This window comes from Paenibacillus sp. UNC499MF (genome assembly GCF_900107975.1).
Taxonomy (GTDB): domain Bacteria; phylum Bacillota; class Bacilli; order Paenibacillales; family NBRC-103111; genus Paenibacillus_F.
Window position 1 is genome coordinate 48028 of sequence record NZ_FNVF01000001.1, and the last position, 13336, is coordinate 61363.

10 protein-coding genes are annotated in these 13336 nt (G+C 55.7%); 9 read left to right on the forward strand and 1 reads right to left on the reverse strand.

Going from position 1 to position 13336, the window contains the following annotated elements; translation table 11 throughout:
• The first annotated feature begins 16 nt into the window (after positions 1–16).
• The gene (locus C4S74_RS00205; protein WP_103993372.1) at positions 17–1498 is read left to right on the forward strand and encodes a potassium/proton antiporter; all 1482 of its coding nucleotides are present in this window, start codon (positions 17–19) and stop codon (positions 1496–1498) included.
• A 364-nt stretch (positions 1499–1862) separates the two neighbouring features.
• Here C4S74_RS00205 and mnmA read toward each other — a convergent pair whose 3' ends face one another.
• Positions 1863–2945 (reverse strand): tRNA 2-thiouridine(34) synthase MnmA, encoded by a 1083-nt coding sequence (gene mnmA / locus C4S74_RS00210; protein WP_103993373.1) that lies wholly within the window; start codon positions 2943–2945, stop codon positions 1863–1865.
• A 249-nt stretch (positions 2946–3194) separates the two neighbouring features.
• On the opposite strand from mnmA, the gene cymR reads away from it, so the two are divergent.
• From cymR to alaS, 8 genes are all read left to right on the forward strand, one after another.
• Positions 3195–3614 (forward strand): cysteine metabolism transcriptional regulator CymR, encoded by a 420-nt coding sequence (gene cymR / locus C4S74_RS00215; RefSeq protein ID WP_009676580.1) that lies wholly within the window; start codon positions 3195–3197, stop codon positions 3612–3614.
• 16 nt (positions 3615–3630) lie between these two features.
• Positions 3631–4773, forward strand: a complete 1143-nt coding sequence (locus C4S74_RS00220) for a cysteine desulfurase family protein (RefSeq protein ID WP_103993374.1) — start codon at positions 3631–3633, stop codon at positions 4771–4773.
• A gap of 56 nt (positions 4774–4829) precedes the next feature.
• Complete coding sequence (locus C4S74_RS00225) at positions 4830–5357, forward strand: PRC-barrel domain-containing protein (RefSeq protein ID WP_103993375.1); 528 nt, start codon at positions 4830–4832, stop codon at positions 5355–5357.
• A gap of 14 nt (positions 5358–5371) precedes the next feature.
• Positions 5372–5569 (forward strand): hypothetical protein, encoded by a 198-nt coding sequence (locus C4S74_RS00230; protein WP_009676575.1) that lies wholly within the window; start codon positions 5372–5374, stop codon positions 5567–5569.
• A 243-nt stretch (positions 5570–5812) separates the two neighbouring features.
• Positions 5813–6883: an AI-2E family transporter gene (locus C4S74_RS00235; RefSeq protein WP_103993376.1), complete on the forward strand. Its 1071-nt coding sequence runs from the start codon at positions 5813–5815 to the stop codon at positions 6881–6883.
• A gap of 407 nt (positions 6884–7290) precedes the next feature.
• The gene (locus C4S74_RS00240; RefSeq protein WP_103993377.1) at positions 7291–9531 is read left to right on the forward strand and encodes an ABC transporter ATP-binding protein; all 2241 of its coding nucleotides are present in this window, start codon (positions 7291–7293) and stop codon (positions 9529–9531) included.
• The gene (locus C4S74_RS00245) at positions 9515–10048 is read left to right on the forward strand and encodes a DUF1854 domain-containing protein (protein ID WP_103993378.1); all 534 of its coding nucleotides are present in this window, start codon (positions 9515–9517) and stop codon (positions 10046–10048) included. Before C4S74_RS00240 ends, C4S74_RS00245 begins: the two co-directional genes overlap by 17 nt.
• Before the next feature lie 611 nt (positions 10049–10659).
• Positions 10660–13287 (forward strand): alanine--tRNA ligase, encoded by a 2628-nt coding sequence (gene alaS / locus C4S74_RS00250; RefSeq protein WP_103993379.1) that lies wholly within the window; start codon positions 10660–10662, stop codon positions 13285–13287.
• The last annotated feature ends 49 nt before the right edge of the window (positions 13288–13336 follow it).

Below are 13336 nucleotides of genomic sequence, written 5' to 3' on the forward strand. Positions count from 1 at the left end.
CTGAAGGAGACCGATTATGACGGAGAAATATATTTTTCTCATTGCCGTCCTGCTGTTCGCCGGCGTGCTTATGTCCAAGTTTTCGTCCCGGTTCGGACTTCCGGCACTCGTTTTTTTTATGCTGGTGGGAATGGGGCTCAACCGCTTTATTTATTTCGACAACGCCCAGTTGACGCAGTGGTTCGGTTTGATGGCTCTTATCGTCATTTTGTTCGATGGCGGCATGCACACGAAATGGCCGCACGTAAAGGAAGTGATCCGCCCTTCCCTGATGCTCGCTACGGTAGGCGTCCTGCTGACTACGGCTATCGTGGGGCTGAGCGCCTACTGGATTTTGCAGGTGTCGCTTAAGGAAGGGCTTCTTCTCGGTGCCATTGTCGGATCTACGGACGCCGCGGCGGTGTTTGCCGTTCTGGGAAATCAGAACGTGAAGAGAAGACTCACATCGACGCTGGAAGCGGAATCCGGCACGAACGATCCGATGGCGGTGTTTCTGACCGTGTCGCTGATCGAGCTTATTCAAATGCCGGACACAAGCATCCTTCTTCTGATCGGCAGTTTTTTATGGGAGATGGGATTGGGGCTTGTGCTGGGTCTGGTCATCGGCCGCCTGGCCGTCTGGAGCCTGAACAAAATCGATTTGGATTCTTCGGGACTTTACCCCGTGCTGGCGCTTGCTTTTGCCATCTTCACCTACGGATCTACGGCGCTGCTTCACGGAAGCGGGCTGCTGGCCGTCTATGTGATGGCTCTTCGGCTCGGCAACGCGGATTTTGCCTACCGGTTCTCGATCACGCGGTTTCACGAAGGGTTTGCCTGGATGATGCAGATTCTGATGTTTATGCTGCTCGGACTGCTGGCGTTCCCGGACGATCTTATCAGCATTGCCTGGCAGGGAGTCGTTCTTGCCCTGATTCTGATGTTCGTCGCGAGACCGATCGGGGTATTCGGAAGCATGCTGGGGACGGGGTTTCAATACCGGGAAAAGCTGCTCATTTCGTGGGCCGGTCTCAGAGGGGCCGTTCCGATCGTACTCGCCACCTATCCGCTGATTGCGGGACTGGAGCACGGGCGCATGTTTTTTAACATCGTCTTCTTCATCGTGCTTCTGTCGACGCTGGTTCAGGGTTCCACCATTTCCGTCCTGTCCAAAAAGCTGGGTCTTACCGAAGGGTCGGCCAAGAACGATACTCACACCCTTGAGCTTCTTGCTCTCGGGAAAGCGAATGCGGAAATTATCGAAATTAAAGTGACGGAAAGCGGACCGGTCAACAACAGGCTGATCAGCGACCTGGAGCTTCCGGACGACGTTCTGATTACGGCCATTGTCCGAAAAGGCAAAATTATAACTCCGCACGGAAATACGGAGCTTATTGAAGGCGACCTTCTGTATACGCTTGTTTCTAAGCCGATGAGGGAGAAGGTCAAGAAAATCTTTTATGATGAGGAGACCCCTGCCATAAAACCGGCTGATCTTGAGCCCGAGAACGGACTGTGATCGTTATTGGAAGCCGGAACAGCTAACGGGGTAAATTATTTCCCAGGTAATCAACGTAAGTATCCGTAAACCATTTATATACTTACAAAAAGAACGCTAATCCTCAAGAGGATTAGCGTTCTTTTTTGACGGAGCCGGGCAGCCCGTCCGCCCGGACCGAAGCTGCCGCGCGGCCAGGCGGCCGGGCCCGGTTCAAGCCGGGACGGCCGTGGAGCAGCCGAAGCCGCCCGCTTAAACATTCCGGCGGGTATGTTGCGCCCGCGCCTGTATTCCGCGTAAGCCGCCGCTCTCCGGATTCATGTCCGTCAGGCGGTACACGGCCATGCGGCCGCTTTTACGAGCCGGGAGACCCGGACGGTTCATCTCAGCGGTGAACCTTATCGATGATTCCGCCGCCCAGGCAAATTTCGCCGTCATACAAAACGACGGACTGGCCGGGCGTGATGGCTTTCTGCGGCTCGTGGAACACGACTTCCGCCGTTCCGTCCTCGCCGAGCGTAATCGTAACGCCCTGATCGGGCTGACGGTAGCGGAATTTCGCCGTACAGGTGAACTCTCCCTGAGGCTTCCGCGTGCTGATCCAGTTCACGTCCGTGGCTGACAGGCCCTTGCTGTAAAGGCGCGGATGCTTGTCACCCTGCACGACATACAAAATGTTGCGCTCCAGGTCTTTGTCCGCAACGAACCAGGGCTCGCCGGTACCCGAACCGCCGATTCCGAGTCCCTGGCGCTGGCCGAGCGTGTAATACATCAGGCCGTCGTGGCGGCCCTTCACTTCGCCGTCCAGCGTCTGGATATCCCCCGGCTGGGCGGGAAGGTACTGGCTCAGGAATTCTTTGAAATTCCGTTCGCCGATAAAGCAGACGCCGGTGCTGTCCTTCTTCTTGGCGGTCGCCAGGCCGGCGGCGGCCGCGATTTCACGTACCTGCGGCTTCGGCATGTGCCCGATAGGGAACATGGCTTTCGAAAGCTGGTACTGGTTCAGCGCGTGCAGGAAGTAGGTTTGATCCTTGTTCGAATCGTTTCCGCGGAGAAGAACGAACTCCCCGTCGCGTTCTTCCAGCCGGGCATAGTGGCCGGTCGCGATAAAATCGGCGCCCAGATCCAGACCCTTCTGCAGGAACTCGCCGAACTTGATTTCACGGTTGCACATGACGTCCGGGTTCGGGGTGCGCCCGCTTTTGTATTCATCCAGGAAGTATTGAAACACCTTCTCGGAGTACTCTTTTTCAAAATTAACCGTATAAAACGGAATGTCGATCTGGTCGCAGACTCTCCGTACGTCTTCCGCGTCTTCCTCGGCGGTACAATGGCCGAACTCGTCGGTATCGTCCCAGTTTTTCATAAAGACGCCGATAACGTCATAGCCCTGCTCTTTGAGCTGCAGAGCCGCTACGGAAGAATCTACCCCGCCCGACATACCGAGAATGACTCTCTGTTTGCTCATGGCCGGTTCTAATCCTTTCTTGCCAAAAATGGCTGGTGACACCTGACGTAAGCTTCAGGGTTCTACCCATTATAGCGCGCTTTTCGCAAAGTGAAAATATTTCATCAAGATGTCATGGTTTTGTAACCAAATTAATCGGAATTGTGATAACATAGTAAAGAACATGCCTAAATGGAATGAATTATAGAGAAATAGGATACCCTAGAGCTAGTAATCCTACACATAAGCAGGGGTAGAAGAGGTGTTAATTTGAAAATTTCAACCAAAGGCCGTTACGGTCTCACTATAATGATGGAACTGGCCGCAAGATTCGGGGAAGGGCCGACCTCGCTGAAAAGTATCGCAGAGAAACACCAACTATCCGAACATTATCTGGAGCAGCTCGTGGCTCCTCTTAGAAACGCAGGACTTGTTAAGAGTATCCGGGGTGCCTACGGCGGGTATATCCTTTCGAAAAACGCGGAAGAAATTACCGCGGGTGAAGTGATCCGCGTTCTGGAGGGACCGATTTCACCCGTCGATTTTACGGAAGAAGACGATCCGGCCAAGCGGGATTTGTGGATTCGTATCCGGGACAGCATTGCGGAGGTTCTGGATTCCACAACTCTGGCTTCTTTGATTTCTTATCAAGAAGAAGGCAAACGCGACAGCTATATGTTCTATATTTGATTGCAGGGTGACCACTATGGGAATATATCTTGATCATGCCGCCACCACCCCCCTCCATCCGGAGGTGCTGGAAGCCATGATGCCTTACTATACGGACTATTTCGGCAATCCTTCAAGCATCCACAGCTACGGCCGGGCCGCCAAGACGGCGCTCGACCGTTCCAGGAGCGCTTTCTCGGCGGCAATCGGCTGTTCACCGGCCGATCTGCTTTTTACGAGCGGAGGAACCGAAAGTAACAATACAGCTTTGTACGGGATCGTCGATACCTTCGGGGGCAGGCGGGCTCACGTGATTACGACCCAGATCGAGCATCATGCGGTGCTGCATCCGGCGGAACGTCTGGCGCGAATGGGCTGCGACGTAACATTTCTGCCAGTAGATATGACCGGTCTTATCCGAATGAAGGATCTGGAGGAGGCCATACGGCCCGAGACGGTTTTGATCAGCGTGATGTATGTGAACAACGAAGTCGGCACCATCCAGCCGATCGAAGAAATCGGGCGTCTGGCCCGAAGCCGCGGCATCGCTTTTCATGTGGATGCGGTTCAGGCGCTGGGCAAGCTTCCGATCGACCTGTCCGTGCTTCCCGTAGACCTGATGAGCTTCTCGGCTCATAAAATCAACGGGCCCAAGGGGATAGGCGCTCTCTTCGCTTCGCGTAGGCTTCAATTGGCCCCGCAAGTACTGGGAGGGTCTCAGGAACGTAAAAAAAGAGCCGGCACGGAAAATGTAGCCGGAATAGTCGGCTTTACGAAATCGCTGGAATTATATAACAATAATTACAAAATATACAACAAACAAACTTCCGAGTACCGCCGGCATATGGAGCGGATTTTCCTGGAGGAACTGGGGCCTGAGGGTTTTGTGGTCAACGGAAATCCCGATGCTTCCGCTCCCCATATTTTTAACGTGAGCTTCCCCGGAACTCATACGGAAACGCTTCTCATGAATCTCGATCTGGAGGGCATCGCCGCCGCAAGCGGTTCCGCCTGCTCGTCGGGCTCTCTTGAACTTTCTCATGTCCTTCGGGCCATGGATCTTCCAGAAACTGTGTGCAAGTCGGCTGTCCGTTTTAGCTTCGGTTTTGGGAATTCTATAGACCAAATTGAGACGGCGGCCCGTAAAACCGCAACCATCGTGAAGCGGATTCGTAGATAAGAGAAGGGTGCGTCCGTGACGGCCGCCGGCTGTCACGAGGAGGTAGAATATTCCCCTTGCGTAAAGCCCGCGATATTATCGGACTCCCAGTTTTCTGCTTAGCCGCAGGCAAACGCGCCGGCACTGTGAGAGACGTTCTTTTCGACCACGAATGGACGATACTCGGAATTATGCTTGACGCGCAGCATTGGTATTCTTCTTGCCGGTATATTCCTGCAGGCGACATTACGGCTTGCGGACAAGACGCTGTCATCATTGCCGACATGAAAGCCGTACGAAGTTATGCGGAAGCGGAGAGTCTGGGGCTGATCCCGCTGAACGGCGGCAAGCACAAGCTTAAAGAGCTCCCCGTTATTACGGCAAACGGTCAGCAATTGGGAACGATTGAGGACGTTTATTTGCTTGAGAAATTGGGTACAAAGATAATAGGTTTTGAACTGTCCGAAGGTTTCGTGTCCGATTTGATGGAAGGTCGCAAGTGGCTCCCAATGCCGGTATCGGTAACCATTGGTGAGGATGCGGTGATTGTTCCGCTTAACTCCCGGCTTGAGGCGGAGGAAATCTTCGTATCTAAAGAAGAATAGGGTGAAAATTGCACATGATGCGCTGTCCAAATTGCAGTTCCAAGGATATCGGCAAAATCGGATCCCATCAATTTTATTGCTGGGGCTGCTTCATTGAACTCGCTGTGAACGGAGAGAAAATGTCCGTTTACCAAGTGGAGGAAGACGGTACGCTGAGCTCGCTCGACGATCTGTTTTTCGAGGAAGAAATGCCGCAAATTCATGCCCAATAAAGGGTTTACAACTTGATTAGCGAAATGACGGAAATAAATAAGAGGCGCCGCCTCTGCAGGGACAAGCTTAACCGCTTATGCCCGGCAGAAGCGGCGTTTTTTGGTTTGGCCGGAGTCCGGGCAACGGAGGGGGGGAACTGGGCAGCGACGGGCTTGGATTAATTGCCAAGGTTGTACATATACTGAAGAAAGGAAGCGGGACGTTTGTCTGCCGGTCCGGCAGTGTCAACAGGAGGGATCGCCATGAATTCGATTTTTAAAAACGGCTGGTTTGCCGGCCTCATTTATACGCTTCTCGGACTGCTGGTTCTTTTCTTCCTGCTGCAAATAAGACCTATTCTGGGAAGTGTCTTTCATTTCTTGAAAGCGGTGCTTACACCTTTTCTGATCGCCATGATTATTTCCTATGTGCTCAATCCCGTCGTCAATCTGCTGAGTACACGCAAGGTTCCCCGGACGTTTGCCGTTCTGCTCATTTATGCGGTATTTTTGACCTCGCTCACCGTTGTTTTTATGAATGTGACGCCAATGCTCGTCAATCAGCTTGGGGAATTGAACGAACATATGCCCGAAATGACGCTCAAGGCCCAATCGCTCGTGGACGGGATGAAAAACAGCCAGCTTCTTCCGGATACCGTCCGTTCTGGCATTCACGATGCGATTTTTAAACTGCAAAAAAATTTGTCGCTCAAAATCTCGGACACGATTCACGGCATCGGAGGCACCATCAATATGCTTCTGACGGCTTTCATCGTTCCTTTTCTCGCTTTTTATATGCTGAAAGATTTTCAGTTGATCGAAAAAACGGTGCTGACCATCGTTCCGAAATCGCGGCGCAGACAGGTGGTCAAAGTGCTGGTCGATATCGACACGGCGCTGGGCAATTACATCCGGGGACAATTCCTCGTTTGCGTCATTGTGGGGATTCTGGCCTATATCGGCTATTGGGCTATCGGCATGCCGTATGCGCTGCTGCTGGCCGGTCTGGTGGCGGTGTTCAACATTATTCCTTATCTGGGACCGTTCTTCGGTGCGGCTCCGGCTGTCATTATGGCGGCGACGGTTTCGGTAAAAATGGTTCTGCTCGTTATCGTCGTCAATACGATCGTGCAGATCCTTGAGGGCAATGTAGTATCCCCGCAGGTTGTTGGACGGACCCTCCATATGCATCCTCTGCTTATTATCTTTGCGCTGCTGGTTGGCGGAGAAGTGGCCGGAATACCGGGGCTGATCTTGGCCGTTCCTTTTTTTGCCGTGCTGAAAGTGGTGCTTCAGCATCTGTTTCTTTATTACATTCACCGGCGTACGGTGTAGGCGAGAGTTCAGGAAGCGGAGACGGAAAAAAAAGCCGCAGTCCCACGGTAGGCCGGATATGCGCGTCTAGGCTTGGTCCTCGGAACAATGTAGAGTCTGCAAGACGGGACGGTTTAGTCTGCGACGGAGCGTTCGGGTAGGAACGGAGCAGGAAAGAGCGAGCAAAGATAAGAAGAATGAGCCTTAAACGAGCAAGTTATAGGGCTGCACCGGTAAAGGGAGACTCTGGAATCTCATGTGAAGGCAACCGTTACCGCTCACGATATAAAGAGTATCAGATTTAATGGTCTCCGTAGGCAGAATCGCCAAAGTGATCCCGCCCGTTCCCTTGCGCTTGCAAGAGGCGTGCGTTACGATCAGACTAACGATTCTGCCGCCACAGATAAGGCGGCACAAGGAGGTTCGTCATGGCACTCAAGGAGCGGCATGCGGCAGGGGAAGAACTGCCGTCCGAACTTCTCCGCAGTCTGGGGGCAAAGCCTGCGGCGGCGGCCCGCGCGGATGTGGACGAGAACGGGCGCCCGGATGACCGCTGGCTGGTTGCTAACGCCGGACAAATCGGCGTCTACTCTTCCGGCGGCGTCTGCCTGCACAGATTTGCGCCGGAAGAGGTCCGGGGCCTGCGGACCCAGGATGCTCCGCAGGGCGGAGGAAGCCTCATCGCCGATACGCAGGCGGGCCCCGTTGTGCTTGTCCGCTACACGGGTGCCTGCGCCAAAGGGCTGGACGCGGCGGTGCACACGGCCAAGCTGCTGCTGGAAGCCGGCGGCTCTGACGCTACCGGCGGCGATAGTGCCGGGCTGTGCGCGCTGTGCGGAGAAGCGGCAGGCGAGGACCATTCCTGCCCGGCCGAAGATCGGATGCCGCGGAGCGGCCCGGGACGCCGGCGGGTGATGACGCGGCTGCTGGGCTACACGCGCCCGTACCGGGGCAGAATGTTTCTCGCCGCGCTGTTTTTGATCATCGCGGTTTTGCTGGAACTGGCGCCTCCGCTGGTGACCAAGATTATTGTCGACGACGTGCTTCATCCGGGAGGGATGGCCGAGACCTTGCTGATCTGGGTGGCGGCTCTGCTCGGCGCCCGGTTGGTCTTGTCCGCGCTGCAAATTGCCCGGGGTTTTATCGGGGTCAAGGTCGGAGCGGCCATGATGAACGATATCCGCCGCGAAACGTTCGAGGCATTGACCGAGCAGTCACTCGGCTTCTACGACCGCCGCCAGACGTCCCAGTTCATCGGCCGGCTCAATCAGGACACCGATTCCATGAGACAGTTTCTCACGGAAGGCGTGATCTGGGTGGCAAGCCAGGTGCTGACCGTCATCGCCATTTTGTCGATGATGCTCGCTCTCAGCTGGAAGCTCACCCTGGTCGTGCTTCTGCCGACTCCGCTGCTGCTTGCCGGAGTCTGGATTTTGTGGCCGAAGGTCCGCCGGCTTTGGTATAAGCAGTGGAGAGCGCTGAATACGCTTCAGACACTGGTAGGCGATTCCCTGCAGGGCATTCGCGTGGTTAAGGCATTCGGCCGGGAAAAAAGCGAACAGGCCCGGTACGGGGAAGCGAACCGGGAGATGATGACGCAAACCGTACGGATGGAAGGTCTGTGGCAGGCTGCGACTCCCCTGTTTATGCTCGTCACGGGTGCAGGCGGGATTATCGTCTGGTATTACGGCGGCCTGCAGGTGCTGGACGGAGGCTTGACGCTGGGTACGCTGATGGCCTTTACCGTGTATCTCACGATGTTTTTCGGTCCTTTGCAGTGGTTTACGCAGGCAATCAGCTGGACGAATCGGGCCGTTTCGGCCGCGGAGCGCGTTTTTGAAATTATGGATACGCCCCGCGAAGTGGCCGATACGACGGATGCGGTTACACCCGGCCGGCTTCAAGGCTCCGTCTCGCTGGAACGGGTCACGTACGGTTACGAGAAGCACAAGCCGGTTTTGAAAGATATCTCACTCGAAGTAAAGCCGGGTGAAATGATCGGTTTTGTCGGACATTCGGGCGCCGGCAAGTCCACGCTGATTCATCTGATCTGCCGGTTTTACGATCCGGACCGGGGGCGGATTTTAATAGACGAGATTCCGCTGAAAAAGCTGAGCCAGGAAAGCCTGCGTGCCCAGATCGGGGTCGTGCTCCAGGAAACGTTCCTTTTTGACGGGACGATTGCCGAGAACATCGCCTATGCGAAGCCGGAAGCGTCGCCTCTTGATATTATGCGGGCCGCGAAAATCGCCAACGCCCACGACTTTATCGTGGGGATGAGCGACGGCTACGACACGCGGGTGGGCGAGCGCGGCCACCGGCTGTCCGGCGGGGAGAAGCAGCGCATCGCCATTGCGCGTGCCATTCTGCACGATCCCCGCATCCTTATTCTGGACGAAGCTACGGCTTCCGTGGATACGGAAACGGAGCGTCTCATCCAGGAGGCGATTTCCAGGCTTGTCCGGGGAAGAACGACCTTTGCGATCGCCCACCGCCTATCCACTCTTCGCAGCGCGGATCGTCTCGTGGTGATCGATAAAGGACGGATAGCCGAAACCGGGACTCACGAGCAGCTGATGGAACTGGAAGGTATCTATTGGAAGCTCGTGAAGGCCCAGAACGAAACAGCGTTGATCAGGGAGCGTGATACCAGTGCCGAGCCCGTATAAATACTCCGGTTTCCCGGAGGAGGGAGAATCCTTCGATATCTTCCTGCTTCAAGCGGACAAATGCCGGATCGAGCGCACGGAAGGCGGCCTGCTTTCGCTGACCTGCGACGGACGGGTTCATGAGGAAATTCTCGTGTTCCGGACATTCCCCTTTACCGAGCCGGACAGATACATCTCTATCCGTACGAAGGAGGGGGAAGAGATCGGCATCATCGCCGATATGGGGCAGCTGGACGACGATTCCCGAAGGGAGCTGAAGAAAGAGCTGCATTTAAGATACATGCTTCCCCGTATCGAAGCTATCCGCAGCATCAAGCAGAGCACTTCCGGCTGGCAGTGGGACATCGTGACCCAGTTCGGTCCCGAGCGGCTCAGTCTGCCCAATCTGCATGATCACGTATTCAGGCAGGGGGAGGATCGTCTCCTCCTGGTGGACACCGGAGACCGGAGATTGGAAGTGGCCAGCATCCGGGGGCTGGATCCTGCAAGCTTCAAGCAGCTGCGGAAAACTTTCTGAGCGGAGTTGTTCCGGGTTTTTCCGCTCGAAACAATGGCCGGGCACGGTTGACCGCCGTCATCTGACGCAGTGCGCCGCGTGCCGGGAGCATCGCACAGGTGCGGCAGCGGTCAAAGCCGACCGGGCCTGTTCTCTGCCAGCCTGCGAGGAGAACGCGTGTCCGGCGGAGAGAGGCTCTCTTCCGCGCCCGTCAGGTTGACATCGTTTCCAGATATGAACTATAATTTTCGGTAACTGAGTCAAACTCGATAAGCAAAGCGCTGAAGAAATCCAGTACGCCATAGCCCATTGGCAGAGAGAAGGTTCCTTCTTCTATAGAAGAAGGCTGCGAGAACCTTTCATGAAGGATGGCCGAACGCTCATTTCGGAGTGTGGGTGACAAGTCACATAAGCCCAACGGCAAGCGGATCCGTTATCGTCCGCAACGAGGAGATTGGATGAAACGGAAGGCACCCGCCTGCACGTCATCCGATAACCAGGGTGGTACCGCGAATTTTTTCGTCCCTGTTGATAGCAGGGGCGTTTTTTGTTTCCTGTAGAGAGGGCCGAAGGAGCAGCAGTCCAAGCCTGTTAAACCCAAACCATTCCAACAAACGGAGGCTCGAAACGCAATGAAAGCAAGTGAAATTCGTTCCAAGTGGCTGGAATTCTTCGCCAGCAAAGGACACAAAATCGAGCCGAGCTCCTCGCTCGTGCCTCACAACGACCCTTCTCTTTTATGGATCAATGCCGGAATGGCTCCGCTCAAACCTTATTTTGACGGCCGCGTCGTCCCGGAGAATCCGAGAATCGTTAACGCCCAGAAGTGCATCCGTACAAACGACATTGAAAATGTGGGCAAAACCCGCCGTCACCATACCTTTTTCGAAATGCTCGGAAACTTTTCCATCGGTGATTACTTCAAAGAAGAGGCCATTACGTGGGCTTGGGAGTTTCTGACGGACCCGAAATGGATCGGATTCGATCCGGAGCGCCTTTCGGTTACCGTGTATCCGGAGGATACGGAAGCTTTTGAATTCTGGAATAAAAAGATCGGCTTGCCGGAAGCCCGGATTTACAAGCTCGACGAAAATTTCTGGGATATCGGTGAAGGCCCGTGCGGACCTTGTACGGAAATCTTCTACGACCGCGGCGACAAATACGGCGATCTGAACGATCCGGAATGCTGGCCCGGCGGCGAAAACGAGCGTTTCCTCGAAGTCTGGAACCTCGTGTTTTCCCAATTCAACCACAATAAGGACGGCAGCTACACGCCTCTTCCGAACAAAAATATCGATACGGGCGCGGGTCTGGAGCGTTTCGCTTCGATTTTGCAGGATGTGGACTCCAACTTCGACACGGATTTGTTCCAGCCGATTATTGAAGCGACGTGCCGCATCGCGGGCGTAAAGTACAAGGAGAACGAAGAGTTTGACGTGGCTTTGAAGGTCATTGCCGACCACGTCCGTACCGTCGCTTTTGCGGTGGGAGACGGCGTACTGCCTACGAACGAAGGCCGCGGCTACGTGATCCGCAGACTTCTGCGCCGCGCCGTCCGCTACGGCAAAGTACTCGGAATGGATAAGCCGTTCCTGTACCAGCTCGTACCGGTCGTGGGTGAAATCATGGGCGTTTACTACAACGAAGTCGTGGAGAAACGCGAATTCATCGAGAAGATCATCCGCATCGAGGAAGAGCGTTTCCATGAGACGCTGTCCGACGGTCTCGCCATTCTTGCCGGCATGGTCGAAAGCACGCGTGCGGCCGGCGGCCGTGCCATCAGCGGACCGGATGCGTTCAAGCTGTACGACACGTACGGGTTCCCTGTCGATTTGACGGAGGATTTCGCGAACGAGCAGGGATTGGCCGTGGACCGCGAAGGCTTCGAAACGGCGATGGAAGAACAGCGCGAGCGTGCACGCAGCAACCGGAGCAAATCCGGCAGCATGAAAGTGCAGGGCGGAGCGCTCTCCGAGTTTACGGATAAAAGTGAATTTGTTGGATACACTGAATTGGTAGTTCCAGCCAAAGTGCTGGCGATCGTGCACGACAACGAGTTTGTGGATGCGGCGGGAACCGGCGAAACGTGCCAGGTCATACTCGACCGGACGCCGTTTTACGCCGAAAGCGGCGGACAGGTAGCCGACCGCGGCGTCATCACGGGCGACGGCGTACGCGCGGCCGTACTCGAAGTCGGCAAAGCGCCGCACGGCCAGCACGTTCACAGCGTGACCGTCGAGCAGGGCATCCTGCGCACGGGCGATTCGGTTACGGCTCAAGTCTCCGCGGAGCTTCGCGGAGAGACCGTAAAGAATCATACGGCCACTCACCTGCTTCATAAAGCGCTGAAGGAAGTGCTTGGCACGCACGTTAACCAGGCCGGCTCCCTTGTTGAGCCGGACCGCCTGCGCTTCGACTTCTCCCACTTCGGCAGCATTACGCCGGAAGAGCTGCAGGAGGTCGAACGCCGCGTCAACGCCCAAATTTGGGCGAATACGGCGGTGGACATTTCCCTTCGCGGCATTGATGAAGCGAAAGCGATGGGCGCCATGGCGCTGTTCGGCGAGAAATACGGCGACATCGTCCGCGTCGTCCGCGTCGGCGATTACAGCCTTGAGCTTTGCGGAGGCTGTCACGTACAGAGCACCGGCGAGATCGGCTTGTTCAAGATTGTCAGCGAATCCGGAATCGGTTCCGGTATCCGCCGCATCGAAGCGGTAACAAGCCGTCAGGCCTACGAGTACGTGGACGGACAGCTGCAGCTGCTGAAGGATGCGGCCGGCGTTCTCAAGGCGAACACCGCGGACGTGCCGAAGCGTCTGGACTCCACGCTCCAGCAGATGAAAGAACTGGCGCGCGAGAACGAATCGCTGCGGGCCAAGCTGGGCCGCATTGAAGCGGGCGCGCTGGAAGGACGCCTGAAAGAAGTGGCGGGCGTACCGGTACTTGCCGCCCAGGTCAGCGCATCCGACATGGATTCCCTGCGGGGCATCGTGGATGAGATGAAAGCGAAGCTGGGTTCGGCCGTGATCGTGCTCGGCGCCGCAGCAGGCGACAAAGTCAACCTTGTCGCCGCCGTAACGCCGGATCTGGTTGCCAAAGGGCTTCATGCCGGCAAGCTGATCAAAGAAACCGCCGCAAAATGCGGCGGCGGAGGCGGCGGACGCCCCGATATGGCCCAGGCCGGAGGCAAGGACCCGTCCAAGCTCCAGGAGGCGCTGGACGGAGTCGAAGCGCTTGTGGCCGGACAGATTTCTTAAATTTTCCTGCGGGAACAGGAATTTTCCGTCCCGCAGAGAATATATGACA